Origin of the sequence: Desulfonatronospira sp. (assembly GCA_003563255.1) — a bacterium.
Taxonomy (GTDB): Bacteria; Desulfobacterota; Desulfovibrionia; order Desulfovibrionales; family Desulfonatronovibrionaceae; genus Desulfonatronospira.
Genome location: PWSL01000425.1, coordinates 1 through 18,272, shown reverse-complemented (window position 1 = coordinate 18,272; position 18,272 = coordinate 1). Strand labels below are relative to the sequence as shown.

Here is an 18,272-nt window from a genome sequence, read left to right as displayed (position 1 = left end):
TTGCCGTTTGATAACTTGCAATTGAACAAAATAACAGGCGGCAAAAGAGCCAGTCCCCGGAGGTCAATATATAAGTTTCGCTGTAGCGCCTAATGCACTTTAAGCAGATATATTATCCAATCCTGGCCTACTGCACGGGCAAACCAGAAAAAATCTCTATTGTCCAGCTTTACCCTGCCTCTGATCTTTTTTCTGGTGAGTTCGCTCCAATGGACATTCTCGAGTTTTTCCTGCAGGTCCTGATACTGTCCGGGCCAGACCACCCTGTCCTTGCATATCATTATGATGTCATCCGGGTCATTGCTGTCCGCAATAAAACTTCTGGGGTCGAAGTGCACCGCTATTAAACCGTCAATTCTAAAGTCCTGGTAAACTGCGCTTGCAAGAATAATTTCAGGCCCCAGAGGGGTGTCTTCCAATTCCAGCATGGTCCGCCCAAGGGGCAGATCCAGAGCCCGAGGGAAGAGTGGAGCAAAGTCAAGCTGTTTGATGCCTTCTTCAGGATACCTGGAAAGTATATTCTCACTGGCATCTAAAACAGTGATGCCGTTTAGCCAGGTAAAGCTCTGCGCAAGGTTTTCTTTCCATTGCAGGGAAGGGTAGTCGTCTCGTACCGAGAGGCGGCGCAATAGCGAGGACAGCTGTGTGTCCATGGGGTAAATATTCTCGGCCAGCCTTTTTTCGATCCTGTCTATATCCTTGCGGGGCATTTCCATTTCGTACTCAGAGGGCCCGCTGGGCCAGTACCTGTCTCTGAGTTCCATAAACCTGGCACAGCCTGTGCTGGAAAGTGTAAGAACAAGAAGCAGAAACACCGGAAAGATAAACTGGTTCATTCTTCCTCCAAAAATAATTATTAACAGTAACCATTCAGGGGGTCCCAGGTGATGACTAATGGCACCAGGCCTTGGGACTGTCCACAGCTCAGTAATTATTGTGCAGCTTCACAAAATTTTGCGTGTGTACAATTTGTATTTGTGCAGGAAAAGTGTCGCGGGGCTGTCCCCGGGCCGGTCTCTGCACCCCTGAATGGTTACTAATAACACTGCATTGCAACTTTTTCATAAACGCCTGAGACAGGTTCTCCTGTACTTCAACCCGCAGGCAAGGATCTTACAAGCCGCAGGCGGAGTAGCAAGCCCTGCAGCATGTCAAGGGTTAAAAAATATTTAATATTTAAAAATATTGCCTTTTCATTTGTCAGGCGAAACGAGTGACAGATGAAAAAAAATATCCTGTCTTCCTCGGCGACCTTTGCCAGCCCTGTTAAATTCACGAAGTGAGGGCGGAGCCATTTAACTGGGGCGCCTTTGCGTGAGAATATGTTGTTGGGTTGCGGGCAAAGTCCGCGTTAGTGTTAAGGGTCTTGCATGTTTATTCTGATGTCCAGTATGAGTGACAGCTGATGTGCAAAAAATAAGATACACCCGGCTGCCGTCAGGCGCAAGGGGTCCAGGAGTGCCTGTCCCCTGCTTTCCTTCAAAAGCGCTAAACAAGATACGTCGGGATGTTTCCTGGAATTGATGTTTTTTCCTTTTTTTTATAAAGAAATATGCAACAGGACGCAATACCAAAAAAAAACGGGGAGGTATCTGTTTAGCGCTTTGCATGTGGCATGGGGACAGGCTCTTCCGGGACCCACTTGTCCCAAAAAATGAGATGTTTTAAGCACAAAATGATGCTCAAGTGGGTCCCGGAGTGCCTGTCCCCTGCTTTCCTTAAAAGCGCTAAACAGATACACGGGGAGTAAGCCCCGAATCCCAGTCGGATTTACTATAAACAGGTGCAATAAACGTATAACAGGGCGCTGTTCAAGCGTTATTATGGAAAAGGCTGATTATATATGGAAGCATGGGTTCTTCTGGTTTACATGATGATATTCCTGGTGTTCGTTGTGGGTGCCGCCCTGATTTATGCCCGGATGATAGAGTGGAAAAAAAACAACATTAAACAGTTGGAGCAGCGCCTGGCCGAAGTTGAACAGCATTATGACCAGCTGAGCAAAGAGGTCGGTGACTTCAAGCTGAAAAATAGCAAGTTGAAAGCAGAACTGCAGGACCTGAAAAAGACCCGGGCTATGATGCACCAGTCCGGGGAAAACGGAGAGGACCAGCAGGAAGAGGCAGATGAAAAAGTCACTGACGCTGTTTCAGTGTTATATAAAATGGGCCTTATAGATAAAAAACAGATTGAAAAGGCCAGGCATTATATTGAAAAGGCTGATAAATCAGGACTTTCAGTGGAAGATGCCGTGGTTCTGCTGGGCTTTATCCAACCCGAAGAATTGAGCAAAGCGAAAAAAAAGGTTCAGCAAAAATGATGAAGTTTATACTTTGGGCGTTGCTGCTGTTGGTATTCAGTACCTGGTTTCTAGGCTACAAGTATATCCAGATGCATGCAGAGATCCGCTCCAGGGAACATAAGATCCTATTGAGGGAGGCCAGGACAAAAGAGAAAATAACAGGCCTGGAGCAGGAAAAGGAGAATCTGGAAAAAGAGATTCAGGAAACAGACAGTGAACTGAACAGGCTTAAATATCAAGGATAAAACCTTACTTCAGGCGTATCTGCCTAGCGCTTTGCATGTGGCATGGGTACTGGCTCTTCCGGGACCCACTTGTCCCAAAAAATGAGGCGTTTTGAGCACAAAATGATGCTCAAGTGGGTCCATGAGTGCCTGTCCCCTGCTTTCATTTAGACAGGATTAACAGGATTGAAGACCTTTTAGCCCGCCTGCCGGGCGGGAAAAAAAGCTTTTATCTTAATCCATCTCTTAATCTATGCCTGCCACGCGTCTTTGGCGTGGTTAATCCTGTCAAAAAACTCTTCTCTTTATTGTTGCGGGCAAAGTATCACAATGGCGGTATATCAGTATTTTTCTAATCCCTAAACAGATACCTTAAGGACTGGTTTTGCTTTCCAGTCGGTCAGCCAGGCGGGAAAGAAATCTAATGGCTGCTTTTTTGTCCAGGTCATCTTTGTGCTCCGGACTTGCGCTGCCGTATTCGGAGTCTTCCCGTAACTTCGAATGCTCTTCTACCCCTGCCTCCTTATCTGTATCCTGTATGTCGGGTGCCGCAACTTTGTCATCTTCAGCACCCAGGATATTGACATTCCGGTCGGGTTCTTCCTGGGTAGTCTCTTCTACTTCAACTGCTGAGACTCCTATAGGAGCAGTTTCCTCCCCTTGAGTTTTTTCAGAATGCTCTTCCAGACCGGCTGTCCTGCTGATTACTGAGATGATCTCTTCCAGTTCCCGGCGCTCAGGCCCCGGCAAGCTCCTGATCCACAACTCCCTGTATATGTCCAGGGCCTTGAGGTACTCTTCCTGGGCAGCCAGCAAATCAGCCATTGAACGGGTGCGCTGGTCTTCCTCAAAGCTTATGTCGTCCACTTCTTCAGGTTCATCATATTCCTCCTCAGGCGAAGCACTGTCTGTTTCTGCATCCGGGCGATCCTGCACCTCATCCCCGCCCTGATCCATTTCCACGGATTCAGACTGATGCCGGTCCTGTTTGTCTGGGAACTCTTCCTCCTGTTCAAGCCGGACTGCTTCATCATGCTGCTGCAGCGGTGGCTGTTCATCCGGAGCCGATACTAAGTCCCCGTTATTATCCTGCAGCGGTGTTAGCTCCTCCATTTCTCCTCCGGCTTCTGAAGGCTGCCGCTCAGGTTCTTCAGTGGGTCCGGGCTCCAGGTCAGGTTGAACAGAATCATCCTGTTGCTGAGGTGTTTCCCCAGCTGTTTCGATCCCGCTGAGATCTACTTCATCCTCCTGAACAAGTGATGCCTGGGTAAAGTCCTGCTCTGCTTCAACTATAGTATCTTCCTTTAGTGCATGGGTATTTTCAGCTGAATTTACGGATTCATCAGGTTCAGCCGGAACGGATGGTGATGGTGATGGTGCTGATGTTGGAAGGGATTGAATGCCTGTCTGCATGACCGTGACCCAGCTCAGGGAGGGGTCCTGTATCCAGTGGGACAGGAAATTTGCAGCCAGTGCAGGACCTTCATTGCCTTCATCCTGGAAGCCGGCAGCCAGGCCGGACCAGAATTCCGGGTAATTTAACAGGGAATTGAAAACATCTCTGTAGATCAGGCGGGCAGCTCCAATATCTCCTGTGCTTTCCATGACTTCGGCAAGAAGGAGTCTTGCCTGAACATGCTCTGGATGCTTTTCCAGGCCGGATTCAAGAACAGTCCTGGCCTTTTCATGCTCATCATGTTCATAATACAGCCTGGCCAGAGTAAAAAAAAGCTTGGAAGCAGGCTCAAGCTCCAATACCTGTTCATAGAAGATTATTCTGTCTTGGCTCATGTTTTGCCCCGTTTGTTATATCACTGAAAAAGTCAATTTCAAAGTAATTACCATGAAACGATAATTGTATCTGTTCAGTATTTTTTACCTTTAGAGTATCTGTTTAGCGCTTTTAAGGAAAGCAGGGGACAGGCACTCCGGGAACCACTTGAGCATCATTTGTGCTCAAAACGACTCATTAGTGAACTATGTTTGCCTGGAGAAATAAGCGGACAGAAACATTCCTCATCTGAGTCATTAAGTAAAAAAAGTTGTATGCATTGTTTCCCAACTGGACATGCCTGCTCCCGTCTTGAGTATAAGGGCTGAGCCGATACTATTCTGAAAAGAAATAGAGTATCTCGTTTTCACGTACATAGCCCATTTCTCTTCGCACAGCCTCTTTTATAAAGTCATCCCCGTCCCGCAGGTGTTTAATCTCGCTGCTGAGTCTTTTGTTTTCCTCGATAAGGTCCTTATTTTTCATCTTAAGTTCTTGAAATGATTCCTTGTTTTCCAGGTAGACAGGAACACTTCCGGGACCCTGGTAAAGCTGGTAGGCAAGGACAAAGTTGGCCCCGAGCAAAATTACTACAAGGAATCTAACAAGCATTATTAAAACCCTTTTTCAGGGTAACTTCTCAATAACTCCGGGCGATCTTACACCAAGAAAACATCTGGATTCCGGCTTTCGCCGGAATAACGAATAAAAACAGGTCTTTGCATTGTGATGTCATACCGGCGAAAGCCGGTATCCAGGAATACTGCCCGGAGTTTTTGAGAAGTTACTTTTCAGGTAAAAAATGACCAGGAAACAGAAACTTTGCATAAAGTATCTGTTTAGCGCTTTTCATGTGTCACGGGGACTGGCTCTCCCGGCACTTATTTTTCTAATCTGTTTCTTGTTCAATAAAAAAACAAGTGCCGGGGTTGCCTGTCCCCACAAACATGCAGGCAGGGATTTTTTCTTTTCTTTCTTTTCTTGTTCCCAGGCTCCAGCCTGGGAACAAGAGGTAACCAGGAACAAAGAACCACGAACCACGAACCACGAACCGATTTTAACGACCAACATGTTGTTCCGAAATTTGTGCTAAGCGCCTAAACAGATACTTTATAAATATTATTGCAGGTTCTCCCGTTGCTCCAACTGCAAAAATTCCCCGGGTATTTCCAATTCACTTAAAAAAAGTCTGGTGGCGTTTTCGATGCGCTCCACCTCAGTGTGAGAAAGTTCCAGGCTGGAAAGCTTTCCGGAGATTTCTTTTAACTGCTTGAATTCATGCAGCAGTTCTTTGTGAATGGAAAGCCTGCTCAGCATGGGCTCCATTTCAACTATAGTCAGCAGGCAGTTTTTCAGCCTGGCTTGAAGCACTGTCCTGTTATTTGTCATGCACTTCCTCCATAACCTTTTGCCAGGGATGGTAGTAGATCTGGTATCCCCTGAGGCACTGCAGTATCAAATCCTCCATGCTTTTCAGATCCTGTAGGTTCAGGTAAAAATTAACCCCCTGTACCAGGGCCTGCCTCTGGTGGAGGCTGGGGGCTTTTTCACCAATTATAATAATATTCAGGGCTCTTCTGGATAAACCCGGCCAGCAATTAATTACGTCCAGAAGCGGATCAATGTTTTTTCTGTGATCCAGAACAGCAACATCGTAACTGTTAAGCCTGAGCTTTGCCGCTCCCTGGACAGGGTCAGAAGCCGTAGCAGTATAATATCCCTGGGAATCAAAACAAGCCTGCAATTTTTCCAGCAGGGTTTTGTCCTCTGTATAGATAAAAGAGACTCTGGCTCCCGGGGGAAACAGGTCTGGCTCTACTGTTGTTTCCTGTATTCCTTCTATATCCGCCTGCATGGCCGTTCATACCTCACTGATTAAGATAACTAAGCTCATAAACTCGGGAGAAGCCCGTCTTGGAATGTCCTTAACGGTTTCTGTTCTCATAGTCCAGATCCAGCTCCAGGCCGTCGATGTCGGTTACCTTTTCCCCCTTCAGAGACTTTTCCCTGTCAATCATCTGCTTCAGACGGGACTTGTCAGAAGCGCTCAGCATTGCTGTTTCCTCAGAGATGACTTCCTGCCTGTAAAGGTTCATAAGGTACTGGTCAAAGGTCGCCATGCCGTAAGTCTCTCCGGCGGTAATCACATTGTAGAATGTTTTTTCCTCTGTTTCGCCGTTCATTATTATATCCCGGATGCGCAGGTTTGAACTGAGAATTTCGAACGCCGCCACCCGGCCGCCCTTATTTCTGGGCAGCAGTCTCTGGGAAACCACGTACTTCAGACTGTCTGCAAGTCTGGATCGGATAAGCTGTTCTTCGCTGAGTTCAAACATGGAGATAATACGGTTGATGGTCTGGCCTGCGTCGCTGGTATGCAGGGTGCCCAGCACCAGATGCCCGGTTTCAGCCGCCTCCAGGGCAATGCCCACAGTTTCCCGGTCTCTTATCTCCCCAACCAGGATGACCTTGGGGGCCTGGCGCAGGGCCGCCCGCAGACCTGAGGCAAAGCTGTCGAAATCCCTGCCCATCTCTCTCTGGTTGATGACGCCTTGTTTGTGAGGATGCAGGAATTCCACCGGATCTTCAAGTGTAATAATGTGCTTGCTTTCACGGGCATTTATCTCGTTTATCAGGGCTGCCAGAGATGTGGATTTTCCGGTTCCTGTCCCTCCTGTCACAAGTATGAGTCCATATTTCTCTCTTGCCATATCCTGAAATATTTTTGGAAGGGCCAGGTCCTCCAGGCTGGGTACGTGCATGGACAGCTTGCGCATGACCACAGCCAGGGAGCCTTTCTGCCCGAAAACATTGACCCTGAATCGGGCCTGTCCGGGTAATTCGTAGGACAGGTCGCAGGAGCCGGTGTTGATCTGGTCCCGGTAGAGTCTCAAGTTCCGGCCCATCATGGCCATGGCCATGGCTTCCACCTGGAAGGGCACCAGGTTGCCAAGGTCCGGGTCAATGCGGGCGTCTCTCAGTTGTCCGTGGACTTCTACCTGTACCGGTTTACCCGCGGTGAGGATGACATCCGAAAGATCCGGGTGCTGAGAAAGGATCTGAGAGACAATGTGGTCAAGCTGGGATTTGAGCATGTTTACACCTATGTAAAATCCTGGGGGGTATCCTTGAGGTAATCCCTGAACTTGGCTTTGTTTACAGCCTTGTTGTAGGCTTCTTCCGCATCGATAAGGCTTTGCTGCAGGTGTTTCATGATGGATTCGTCCAGGGTCTGCATACCGAATTTTTTGCCGGTCTCAATTACGGAGTTGATCTGGAAGTTTTTATTTTCCCGGATGAGGTTGCGAACAGCAGGAGTTGCAATGAGAATCTCCAGAGCAGCCACCCTGCCGGGCTTGTCGATGCGTTTGAAAAGGCTCTGGGCGATGATGGCCCGCAGGGACTCAGAGAGGCTGGACCTTATCTGCCCCTGCATTTCTCCGGGAAAGACCTCGATAATGCGGTCAATGGTTTTGGAAGCCGAGATGGTGTGCAGGGTACCAAAGACCAGGTGGCCCGTTTCAGAGGCTTCCAGGGCCAGTTCAATGGTCTCCAGGTCGCGCAGTTCGCCAACCAGGATAATGTCCGGGTCCTCGCGCAGCGCCCCGCGCAGGGCGGCCTTGAAACTCATGGTGTCCCGGCCTACCTCACGCTGGTTGATAAGGCAGTTCACCGGCTGGTGTACAAACTCGATGGGGTCTTCAATAGTCAGGATATGATCTTTGCGGGTCTTGTTGGCATAGTCAATGCAGGCCGCCAGGGTCGTGGACTTGCCGCTTCCTGTGGGGCCTGTGACCAGGACCAGGCCTTTGGGAAGCATGGCCAGGCGCTTCATGATGCCCGGCAGTCCCAGGTCCTCAATGCTGAGTATCTTCTGGGGAATTTCCCTGAAAACCGCAGCCACACCCAGGCGTTGCCAGAAAAAGTTGACCCTGTACCTGGCCAGGTGGGGTACTTCGTATGAAAAATCCACATCCCCGCTTTCCTCAAAAGCCTTGACCTTATTTTCCGGGGTGATTTCATATAGCATTTTCTTCAAATCTTCGTTTTCGAGAGATTTGTACTTTATTCTCTGCAGGTCTCCGTGCAGTCGAATGATGGGTTGGGAGCCGGTGGAAAGGTGCAGATCCGAAGCACCCAATTCGTGCATCATTTTAAAAAAAGCGTCTATCTGGGCCATGGATTATCTCCGTTGTCTTCATACTAAAGCGACAGTAATCTTGACTTTCAAGATATATGCACCCGTTTGAATGGTTACCGGATACTTATTTTAATCCTCATATTTATCTTCTGTTTCTTTAAACGCCTGCCTGTAAAAAATACTCAGGTAATTGACTCCTGAAGCCACTGCCAGAATCATGGCGATATGGATGAGCACCTGGCCCAGGAGGTTGGGGTCAAAGCCCCACCAGGTATAATGAAGCATCAAGGGGCACAGGGCAACGACCTGGAATATGGTCTTCAGTTTGCCGTATCTATCAGCGGAAATCACTATGCTTTGCTCTGCAGCAATGGCCCTTAGACCGGTCACGGTGATTTCCCTGGTGATGATGACGATGGCTATCCAGGCCTGCAGCCATCCGTTATGCACCAGCATAATAAGCACGGCGGTAATAAGTATTTTGTCTGCCAGGGGATCCAGGAATTTGCCCATCTTGGTTACCTGGTTGTATCTTCTTGCCAGAAGGCCGTCAAAAAGGTCCGTCAGGGAAGCTATTATAAAGATGAGCATGGCTGCAGCAGCTGTGGTCCTGGAAGGGAAATACAGCAGGACAACCAGGAGCGGAACTGTTGCAATGCGGGCGAAAGTCAGACTGTTGGGCAGGTTGAACATGGCATTCACCGGGCCTGTTTAGAATTGTTGTAGATGTCCAGAACTCTTTTCACGTAGTTTTGGGTTTCCTGAAAAGGAGGAATACCCTGATATTCTTCCACTCTGGACGGTCCTGCATTATATGCTGCCAGGGCCAGTTGCTGGTCCTGAAAGCGGTTCAGCAGCCACCTGTAATACCTGACCCCCGCCTCTACGTTGGAATCAGCATCAAAAGGGTCCTTGAGCCCCAGGTCTCTTTGTGTTTCCGGCATAATCTGCATCAGTCCCTGGGCGCCTGCAATTGATACGGCTCCGGCGTCAAAGTTGGATTCCACCTGGATCATGGCCCGTATCAGGTCAGGATCGACCTGGTATTGCCGGCTGTAAATCTCTATGCTCTGCTGCAGTTGCTGCGGGGTCTTTTCCTGAGTGCGCCCGAAAAAGGCAAAGGGCCTGTACTTGCTGGAGGTGGGCAGGTCAGTGAAATGGTGTGTACCTGATTCATCCTGATAATAGTATATGGTGCTCTGTCCGGCCCAGGCAGAATGGGCGGGATTCAGCAGGCAAAGGACCATCACAAGTCCTGCAGAAAGAAAAGATTTGCAACTCACTCTTGTCAGATCCCCGGTATATTGAGGGTGAAGCTTACCCGGTTTTTTAACCTCGAGCCTCGCCCTCGCCCCCGCCACTGGAATCCGGCTCCGTGCCCTCATTAAACAGGGCATTCAGTTGTTCCAGGTCTCCGGGGTAATTTACGTTGAAAAAAAAGCTTTCCTCATTGACATCATAGGGAATATGCAGCCGCACTTCAGGCGGCACCGCCTTGCTTAATCTATAGCAGCCCTGATTGTAAGAGGCAAGGAGCAGGTTTAAACATTCAGGCTCATAAATGGCCACCAGGGATTCAATAAATCCTGTATGCGGCTGCTGAAAGGTGGTCATAAACTGTTTTTTGTTTGAGGCCTCTCTATGCTCTATCAGTCTGGCTATGATATTCCGGTTCAGGGCGGGAATATCGCATGCCAGGACCAGGCATGGAGCATGAAGTTTCTTGAGGGCAGTAATAATCCCCCCCATGGGGCCGATGCCCGGAATATCGTCAAGCATCCATGGTATGTCATCCTGCCGTGGGTTCTGGCCCACTACCCAGGTGCATGTACAGAACAGTCCAGCCAGATCGACCATGCGTTGAACAAGGGTTCGGCCTTCGATCCTGACCCTGGTCTTGTCCCTGCCCAGTCGGGTGCTTTTGCCGCCGGCAAGGATAACGGCGTAGAGCTCCTGGCTATGTTTCCCGGCAGTCATGTATCTGGAATCGTCAATAAGCCTAGAAGCCCCAGGCCGAGAGGGTGGGGCGGAGATACCCCTCTTCCTTGGCCTTGATGTCCAGGGGAAGAGATTCCAGGTCATCCACAGGGGGCAGGGCTTTTTTGTCCATTTCCCTGAAATCCATGGTCTTTATATACATATTGCAGGAGGTGCATACGTCCACTCTGAACCCGGGTATTTCCCTGGTTTGAAAATACTCAAAAGAGTCGCTTTTTTCATCGGCACAGTAGGGGCAGGCCATTCTTTTGAAACGATAGGCCGTGTGGCAGAAGCTGCAGTGCAGGTATCGAAAGCCCTGTTTTTCCCTTAGCTCGGCAATATACGGAAGGCTGCCGCAGACAGGGCAGTGTCCGGTCTTCCAGGTATGGTCACGGGGCAGCGCCAGATTCATGGAGTCTGCCGCCCTGCCCAGGGAAGGGGCGGCACATGACTGGACCAGAAAGTTCAGGCTCCGGGGTCCGGATGGGGTTTTTTCCCCGAAGGAACGAAAAAAATCATCGTCCCCCTCAAGGTATTTCTGCAGAGCAAGGTCTAGAAAGTTCGGGTCCTGTTCCAGTTCTTTTTCAATTTCTTCAACCGGCTGTTTCAGGTGCCCCTGGGAATTGTGCATGAACTGCATGATTATCCGGGCTAGATCCCGGGCATTGTCATAATCCAGCGGAAAAGATTCCCTGGGCAGCAGGGGCTTGCCTTGAATCAATTCCTGAATCGGGGTGAAGGAGGTATCGGGACTGTTTTCAGGGGATGTCTTCTGGGCTGCCTCAAGCTGGTTTTTGATGACAAAGTCCACAAGTTTTACAAGTTCTTTAGGGAGAAATGATTTCTGGTCCAGGATTTTTTTTCGTTTCTTGTAGATTTGCAAAGATTTTTCAGGCTGAGAAAACATGCTTACTCCAGATAGTTAGATAGTTAGCACTACAGCGAAACTTCAAAAATTTACAACCTGTCTCAATTGGAGACAGGCACTTTTGCCGTTTGATAACTTGCAATTGAACAAAAAATCAGGCGGCAAAAGAGCCAGTCCCCGGAGGTCAATATATAAGTTTCGCTGTAGTGTTAGTGGCTTACCCCTGAAACCCTGTCAAAAAAACAAGAAAGATTGAACCACGCTTTCAGCGTGGCAGGCCCGGCGCAAGGGACACAAAGGAAGAAAGCACAAAATACCCTCCTTACTGTCTTAAACTTAGCCTGTCACGCCTTTGGCGTGATTAAACCGGGGTTTACCCGGTTGAATGCAGCGACAGCTGCCCTGGAACAGGATTCAACCGGGTCCCCTATGGGGTGTTTAACACGGGTGAACTTCATGTCTGGCCTGCCACGCGCTTCGCGTGGTTCAATATTCTTCTTCTTTGGGTTGCGGGCACAGCCCGCTTTAGTACTTATCACTACAGCGACACTTTATTTAAGCTGGAAGGGACTGGCTCACCGCACTTATTTTGCTTACAGAAGACTGACGGATTTTAAAAATAAGTGCGGGGTGCCTGTCCCCGGTGGCCGGGGCGATATTTACACAAAGTGTCGCTGTAGTGTTATGCAAGTTGCATTATTAATTCTTGTTGTCTGAAAAGGCAATGCCAAAAGCTGGGGGTTTTCGTGACTTACGCCTCGTACACACACCTGGAAGGGATCTCAAAAGGAGTGCCCCCCCAGGTACCAGGCCCAGATGGCTTCTCCGGCAAAGATGTATATCACCGCCCCCAGAGCAAGAAAAGGACCGAAAGGTATAGGGGTCTGCATTCCGCTGCCAGGTTTTCTCTTCATGTAAATTAGTGAGGCTGCAAGTCCTAGCAGTGCTGCGAAAAAAATCTGGATGGGCAGACCCTGCCATCCCACCAGAGCGCCCAGCATCAGCATCAGTTTTATGTCACCGGTGCCAAGACCTTCTATCTTTTTAATTATTCTGTAAGCCCATTGCAGTGACCAGAAGAGCCCGGCGCCCAGCAGGGCACCCATGAAGGCATCCAGCCAGAAAATTGGAAGAATAAAAGAAGCCGCCAGAGCCAGTCCTGCACCGGGGAGGGTGATGATGTCAGGTAGAATGAAAATCTTGAAGTCGATAAAGGAAGCTGTAATGAGCATTCCGAAAAATAACATGTAGATCAGCCATTCCAGGCCCGGCCCGAATTTGAGGGCCAGAAGAAGTGCAAGAATTCCGGAAATGCTTTCCACCAGCGGATATACAGTGCTTATGCCTTGTCTGCATGACCTGCACCTTCCCCGCAACATTATATAGCTCAAAAGTGGAATATTCTCCCACCAGGACAAGACGTGTCCACATCCAGGACAATGAGAGCCGGGCAGAACAATGGACTGTCCGGTTAAATAGCGGTGGATACAGACATTGTAGAAACTGCCCAGGCAAAGCCCGGCTATCAGGGCAGGTACGGGAAATAAACTCTCAAATTCCATACAGAGGTCCGGGTGTTGGTGTTTAAGATAAATATAACACTCTAGTCCTGCCGGGGTGCACAAGTCAACAGATACCCTGGGACTGAAAATGCCTGAAAATCAGGTGGTTAAAACTTCGAAACAGTTTTTTCTTGAATTTTGATATCAATATGTGTATACTATATTTTTTTGATTCTGTACCTGTTTAGCGCGCTTAGCACAAATTTCGAAACAACATGTTGTTTCATTTTCAAAGAAAGCCAGGAGGTTTTGTCCACGGAACACACTGAACGGCACGGACGTTTTTAAAGCGTTGCGAAGCAACGCATATTCCGTGAGATTCCGTGTATTCCGTGGGCCGTCTCTTTTGCCCCGAAGGGGCCACTTTTCCGTGCAGGGTCGCGGAAAAAGCCTGGTGACTTACTCCTGCACCCCTGCCTGTCACGCATATGGCGGGATTAAACAACGCTGAAAGCGTTCCTGCAGAGCAGGGTTTAACTGGGGTCACAAAAAACAGGATAAATTTCGAGCAAAGACGGGTTTTCAGCGCCTGGTACTGTCCCAATTGGGATAAGAGCACTTCTTAAACTTGGGTTGCGGACACAGCCCGTGTTAGACTTACTCCTTAAAGCCTGTCACAAAAAACAAGAAAAATTTGAGCCATGACGGGGGTTCAGCACTTGGCACTGAGACTGTTTCATTTTTGGAAACTAAGCTCAGGTACTCCCCCGCCGCGCAAGCGGCTGATGCCTTTTCCTTGCGGGTTCTTATTCCCGCAAGGAAAAAACATGCTTCTTCAATCTCTTTCATCTGTGTCAATCTGTGTGATCTGTGGGCCAAAAACTCTTTTCTTATCTGGGTTGCGGACACAGCCCGTGTTAGTTGATCACTGAATGCAAATCAAAAAACATACCTCGACAGGAGGAAAATCATAATGACCCGCAAGGATAGAACCGAGGGTATACTTACCAGGAAAGAAGTCCTGGATCAAAGCGAAAGACTGAAATATTACCAGATCCAGCTCAAGGATCTGTTGGGATATGCTTACAGGTATTCAGAAGACGTAAAAAAAAGATTCGACAGGGCACAGTTTTTCGTGGACAAGTTCAAGACCCTGGCCGATCTCAAACACATTCCCATCCTTAAAAAAAAGGAATTGATATTTCTGCAGTCCATGGGACCCCGCCTGGGAGGGCTTTTGACCAAGGATTTGGGGGAGCTCAGAAGGATTTTTCTATCTCCCGGCCCCATCTTTGACCCAGAGGACCGTACTGATGATTACTGGGGATGGACAGAAGGCTTTTACGCCACAGGCTTCAGGACCGGCGACATTGTCCAGGTTACTTTCAGTTACCATCTGGCTCCGGCTGGACTTATGTTTGAAGAACCATTGAGGAATATCGGATGCTCCGTGGTCCCGGCAGGTCCGGGCAACACCAACACCCAGCTGGAGGTGATGCAGAAGCTCAGGGTCACCGGATTCGTAGGCACCCCAAGCTATCTTATGCATCTGGCCCAGAAAGGTGAGGAAAGAGGCTGGAATCTGCGAAAAGACCTTTATCTGGAAGTTGCCTTTGTCACAGGTGAAAAGTTTTCCGAGAAAATGCGCTCCACCCTGGAAAAGAAATTCGACCTTATCATGCGCCAGGGTTATGGCACCGCGGATGTGGGCAGCATCGGTTATGAATGTTACCACAAAAACGGTCTGCATATTTCCAACCGGGCCTTTGTGGAGATCTGCCACCCCGACACCGGTATCCCTCTGAAAGAGGGGGAAGTCGGCGAAATTGTGGTGACATCCTTCAACAAGACCTACCCCTTGATTCGTCTTGCCACCGGGGATCTTTCCTACATTGAACACAATTCCTGCCCCTGCGGCAGGACATCACCCAGGCTGGGCAATATTGTAGGCCGGGTGGATACAACTGCACGGATCAAGGGCATGTTTGTTTATCCCCACCAGGTTGAGCAGGTAATGGCCGGTTTTGAGGATGTCAAGAGGTGGCAGATAGAGGTTACCAATCCCGGCGGCATTGATGAGATGACCCTTTATATCGAGGCCACAAACTTTAAGCGGGATGCTGAACTGCTGCACATCTTCCGCGAGAAGATCAAGATCAGACCAGAGCTGAAAATCCTTACCCCGGGTACATTGCCTCCCCAGGTAAGGCCAATCGAGGACAAAAGGACATGGGAATAGCTGAAGCGCTGATTAACTGGACGTGTGCATCCCCGGGGATAAAAAGACTTTCACGGCAACTGCTGTATTTTTCTCTGGCTTTGTTCATTTTCTCCGGTTGTGCTCCCAAGGCCCCGGTTCATACCCCTGAACCTGAACCTGCCACCGGGGATTTTTATACCGGTGAAGGAGAGCCCCTCAGTCCTGATGAACTTATCCAGGAGATAGCGGGCAAGGATTTCATTCTTATCGGCGAAACCCATGACAATCCCTGTCACCACAGGATTCAGGCAAAAATCATGGACCTGCTTGCATCGTCAGGGCAAAAGTTTGTTCTTGGCCTGGAAATGGTCAACGTGCGCAAGCAGGATGTCCTTGACAGCTTCAACCGGGGGGAAATTCCTCTGGATGACCTTCCAGACCGTCTGGAATGGAGTAGGACCTGGGGACATGACTTTGATCTTTACAGGCCTGTTTTCAAAACAGCCCGCGAACATGATATCCCTGTAAAGGCCCTGAATCTGCCTTCAGGGGTGACAAGACGTATAAGCCATTTCGGCCTGGACAGCCTGGGTCCTGAAGACCTGGGATATCTCCCGGAAAAAATCACCCTTCCGCCTGAAGAGCAGCTTACCCATCTGGAAAAGCAGTATGAAATGCATAAGGATTTTATACCCAGGGACCGCTCTGACCTGGAACATTTCATCCAGGCCCAGTCCGCGTGGGATTCAAAGATGGCCGAGATGGCCGGGTATTACGGGCATGATCACTCCCTGCCCGTGATGGTTCTGGCCGGCAGCGAACATGTTCGCAGGGGGTGGGGGATAGAACACCGACTGCTGCAGATGGACAAGGATGCCGATATTACCAGGGTGCTCCCGGTATCGGACCCTGGGGATATTTCACCTGACAATCCGTTTTATTTTTACTGCCCTCCGGCCCAGGGCCGCATGCGCCTGGGTCTGGTGATCTCCAGGCAGGAAGAGGGCCTGGTGCTTGCCGGGGTTGTTGATGGCAGTGCAGCAGACAGGGCGGGTTTTCAGAAGGGCGATGAGATCATCAAAGCCGGAGACAATTCCGTTCAGGAAATGTCTGATCTGCATGACGCAGCATTAAAGGCTGCGCAGTCAGGCGAACAAGTCTTTTTCCAGGTGCGCCGCAGTGGTGAAGTCAAAACCCTGAAGATTGAACTGCCCAGGGAATAACAGCCTTGCCGGAACTTCCTGAAGTTGAAACCATTGCCGCCGGTCTTGAACCCCTGATTAAGGGCAGGTGCATCTGTGACATCTACCTGATGCATCCCCCTGTTGTGCGCGGAAATGACCTGGAATTCCAAAGAAGGCTTTTGGGATGCGCAGTCCACAGGGTCCGCAGAAGGGCCAAGCTTCTCTTTATTGACCTGGACGGCCCCCTGCACCTGGTATTTCACCTGAAAATGACCGGCAAGGTCTGGGTCCCGGAGAGCGGTGTTCAGCCGGGCAGACATACTCACCTGATCCTTGACCTGGGCAGAGAGGTATACGTTTTTTTTGATGATCAGCGCAAGTTCGGGTATGTGTCCGCCCTGACTGCGCAAGAGCTGGAATCCTGGGAGTTTTACACCGGTCTTGGTCCTGAACCTATGCTTATTTCTGCGCAGGAGTTTGCAGACATTTTTCAGGTCAGAAAAGCCCGTATCAAATCTCTCCTTCTGGATCAGAAGGTCATTGCCGGAATTGGCAACATCTATGCCGATGAAGCCCTTTATATGTCAGGAATTCATCCCTGCAGCAGGGCTTCAGATCTGCCCCGGGATCAACTGCTGCACCTGCACAGCAGCCTTCAGAAAGTGCTGCAGGAGGCTATTGGTGCCGGGGGGAGTTCCTTCAGGGATTACCGCAATGCACTGGGAGTAACAGGCCTTTTTCAGGAATACTTTAAAGTGTACGGTAAAAAGGGGTCGCCCTGCCCGGGATGCGCAACCAGTCTGCAAGCCACAAAGGTCGCAGGCCGAAGCTCCTGTTTCTGTCCCCGGTGTCAGCCAGACGGATGAAAAATATGCCGGCCAACAAGAAAAAAAAGATTCCAGAGTCCATCAGCCCGGATGAGCTGAACAAAACCCTGTGCAGGCTCGGAGTTGAGCACCGGCCGGAATGGATAGCAGTGATCTTTTTTATCCGCAATCTCATGATTCGGTTCAGCTCCATCGAGCTGGAAAAGAAATCCCAGCTGCGGAAGCAGGTCCTGGAGGTCATAGAAAAAAAGGACTTCACCCCGGAAAGCCTGGACCGGATCATTCACACAATGGAAGAGGCCTTTACCTGCAGCCTGCAGGACGAACTGGGCCTGATGAAGCAGAAGCTGGCCAGCGAGCAGGAATTCACCGACACCCTGCTGTCCCAGATTCAGTTGCTCACAGACGAGTTCAGGAAGTCGATGAACCGCCGGAGCTCGGACCTGGAGGATTTCGGAGAGCAGGCCGTATCTGATATCGAGAAAAAAAAGGATCCAGGGGCGATTATTGCCTACATCCGGGGGACAATAAGGGAAATAGTCACTCATGCCAGAAAAGATGCCGATTCCTGGGAGTACAAGGCCAAAACCCTGGAGCGCTATGCCCGCTATGATCACCTGCTGGGCTCTCTCTACAACCGCAGCTGGTTTGACGAAAAGATACACAACCTGACCGAACAGGCCCGGAAAAATAACTCCCGCCTGTCCCTGCTCATGATCGATGTGGACCACTTCAAGTCCATAAATGACACCTGGGGACATCAGGTCGGGGATGACGTGCTCAAGGCCCTGGCCAAGCTCATCAAGGAACAAGCCGAGGCAGGCAGTGGCTATCCCTGCCGTTACGGGGGAGAGGAACTGAGCATAATCTTCCCGGACACCGATGAACAGCTGGCCGGTGTCCGGGCTGAGGAACTGTGCCGGGAGGTGCTGGGGTATAAATTCATACCCAGGAAAAAGGATGGAAGCCTGGGAGAGGCCATCAATTTTTCCGTAAGTGTCGGTGTGGCGGAGTTGCAACAGAGCTGGGACGCAGGCCGACTCATAGGAGCGGCTGACAAGGCTCTGTACTACGCCAAAGAATCCGGCCGCAACCGGGTGGTCCTTTTTTCAGAGCTTTAAGTCTTCTGGTCAGGGCCTGGGCCGGAAATGTTATCACTACAGCGAAACTTATTTATTGACCTCCGGGGACTGGCTCTTTTGCCGCCTGATTTTTTGTTCAATTGCAAGTTTTCAAACGGCAAAAGTGCCTGTCCCCAATTGAGACAGGTTAT

At 49.7% G+C, this 18,272-nt stretch carries 18 protein-coding genes; 6 read left to right on the top strand and 12 right to left on the bottom strand.

Going from position 1 to position 18,272, the window contains the following annotated elements; all coding sequences use genetic code 11:
• Positions 1-89: 89 nt before the first annotated feature.
• The gene (locus tag QZP87_RS12535) at positions 90-836 is read right to left on the bottom strand and encodes a hypothetical protein (protein WP_291323263.1); all 747 of its coding nucleotides are present in this window, start codon (positions 834-836) and stop codon (positions 90-92) included.
• Between the two features lie 1,007 nt (positions 837-1,843).
• Between QZP87_RS12535 and QZP87_RS12530 the strand changes: the two genes are divergently transcribed.
• Together QZP87_RS12530 and QZP87_RS12525 are read left to right on the top strand one after the other, a co-directional pair.
• Positions 1,844-2,320: a hypothetical protein gene (locus QZP87_RS12530; protein WP_291323262.1), complete on the top strand. Its 477-nt coding sequence runs from the start codon at positions 1,844-1,846 to the stop codon at positions 2,318-2,320.
• Positions 2,320-2,547: a hypothetical protein gene (locus QZP87_RS12525; protein ID WP_291323261.1), complete on the top strand. Its 228-nt coding sequence runs from the start codon at positions 2,320-2,322 to the stop codon at positions 2,545-2,547. Before QZP87_RS12530 ends, QZP87_RS12525 begins: the two co-directional genes overlap by 1 nt.
• A 351-nt stretch (positions 2,548-2,898) precedes the next feature.
• Here the strand turns inward: QZP87_RS12525 and QZP87_RS12520 are convergent, their stop codons facing one another.
• From QZP87_RS12520 to QZP87_RS12470, 11 genes are all read right to left on the bottom strand, one after another.
• Positions 2,899-4,317, bottom strand: coding sequence for a tetratricopeptide repeat protein (locus tag QZP87_RS12520; protein ID WP_291323260.1), 1,419 nt, complete (start codon positions 4,315-4,317; stop codon positions 2,899-2,901).
• Positions 4,318-4,633: 316 nt separating this feature from the next.
• Positions 4,634-4,909 (bottom strand): septum formation initiator family protein, encoded by a 276-nt coding sequence (locus QZP87_RS12515; RefSeq protein ID WP_291323259.1) that lies wholly within the window; start codon positions 4,907-4,909, stop codon positions 4,634-4,636.
• Positions 4,910-5,416: 507 nt separating this feature from the next.
• A complete protein-coding gene (locus QZP87_RS12510) occupies positions 5,417-5,686 on the bottom strand; it encodes a hypothetical protein (protein WP_291323258.1) in 270 nt (89 codons plus the stop codon).
• Positions 5,676-6,152, bottom strand: coding sequence for a hypothetical protein (locus QZP87_RS12505; RefSeq protein ID WP_291323257.1), 477 nt, complete (start codon positions 6,150-6,152; stop codon positions 5,676-5,678). Before QZP87_RS12505 ends, QZP87_RS12510 begins: the two co-directional genes overlap by 11 nt.
• A gap of 70 nt (positions 6,153-6,222) precedes the next feature.
• Positions 6,223-7,392, bottom strand: a complete 1,170-nt coding sequence (locus QZP87_RS12500; RefSeq protein ID WP_291323256.1) for a PilT/PilU family type 4a pilus ATPase — start codon at positions 7,390-7,392, stop codon at positions 6,223-6,225.
• Between the two features lie 8 nt (positions 7,393-7,400).
• Positions 7,401-8,477 carry a type IV pilus twitching motility protein PilT gene (locus QZP87_RS12495; RefSeq protein WP_291323255.1) on the bottom strand — a complete coding sequence of 359 codons (1,077 nt, stop codon included), beginning with the start codon at positions 8,475-8,477 and terminating at the stop codon, positions 7,401-7,403.
• A 90-nt stretch (positions 8,478-8,567) separates the two neighbouring features.
• Positions 8,568-9,131 carry a CDP-diacylglycerol--glycerol-3-phosphate 3-phosphatidyltransferase gene (gene pgsA, locus QZP87_RS12490; RefSeq protein WP_291323254.1) on the bottom strand — a complete coding sequence of 188 codons (564 nt, stop codon included), beginning with the start codon at positions 9,129-9,131 and terminating at the stop codon, positions 8,568-8,570.
• 5 nt (positions 9,132-9,136) lie between these two features.
• The gene (locus QZP87_RS12485) at positions 9,137-9,685 is read right to left on the bottom strand and encodes a lytic transglycosylase domain-containing protein (RefSeq protein WP_291323253.1); all 549 of its coding nucleotides are present in this window, start codon (positions 9,683-9,685) and stop codon (positions 9,137-9,139) included.
• Between the two features lie 82 nt (positions 9,686-9,767).
• Positions 9,768-10,415, bottom strand: a complete 648-nt coding sequence (locus QZP87_RS12480; protein WP_291323252.1) for a molybdenum cofactor guanylyltransferase — start codon at positions 10,413-10,415, stop codon at positions 9,768-9,770.
• A gap of 22 nt (positions 10,416-10,437) precedes the next feature.
• Entirely contained in the window at positions 10,438-11,325 is an 888-nt protein-coding gene (locus tag QZP87_RS12475) for a formate dehydrogenase accessory protein FdhE (protein WP_291323251.1), read from the bottom strand.
• A gap of 743 nt (positions 11,326-12,068) precedes the next feature.
• A complete protein-coding gene (locus QZP87_RS12470; protein ID WP_291323250.1) occupies positions 12,069-12,848 on the bottom strand; it encodes an A24 family peptidase in 780 nt (259 codons plus the stop codon).
• A gap of 913 nt (positions 12,849-13,761) precedes the next feature.
• Between QZP87_RS12470 and QZP87_RS12465 the strand changes: the two genes are divergently transcribed.
• The 4 genes from QZP87_RS12465 to QZP87_RS12450 are packed head-to-tail and all read left to right on the top strand — an operon-like array spanning position 13,762 to position 18,120.
• The gene (locus QZP87_RS12465) at positions 13,762-15,027 is read left to right on the top strand and encodes an AMP-binding protein (protein ID WP_291323249.1); all 1,266 of its coding nucleotides are present in this window, start codon (positions 13,762-13,764) and stop codon (positions 15,025-15,027) included.
• A complete protein-coding gene (locus tag QZP87_RS12460; RefSeq protein WP_291323248.1) occupies positions 15,018-16,211 on the top strand; it encodes a ChaN family lipoprotein in 1,194 nt (397 codons plus the stop codon). Before QZP87_RS12465 ends, QZP87_RS12460 begins: the two co-directional genes overlap by 10 nt.
• Positions 16,212-16,216: 5 nt before the next feature.
• Positions 16,217-17,038, top strand: a complete 822-nt coding sequence (mutM, locus tag QZP87_RS12455; protein WP_291323247.1) for a bifunctional DNA-formamidopyrimidine glycosylase/DNA-(apurinic or apyrimidinic site) lyase — start codon at positions 16,217-16,219, stop codon at positions 17,036-17,038.
• Positions 17,035-18,120 (top strand): GGDEF domain-containing protein, encoded by a 1,086-nt coding sequence (locus QZP87_RS12450; RefSeq protein WP_291323246.1) that lies wholly within the window; start codon positions 17,035-17,037, stop codon positions 18,118-18,120. Before mutM ends, QZP87_RS12450 begins: the two co-directional genes overlap by 4 nt.
• Positions 18,121-18,272 lie beyond the last annotated feature (152 nt).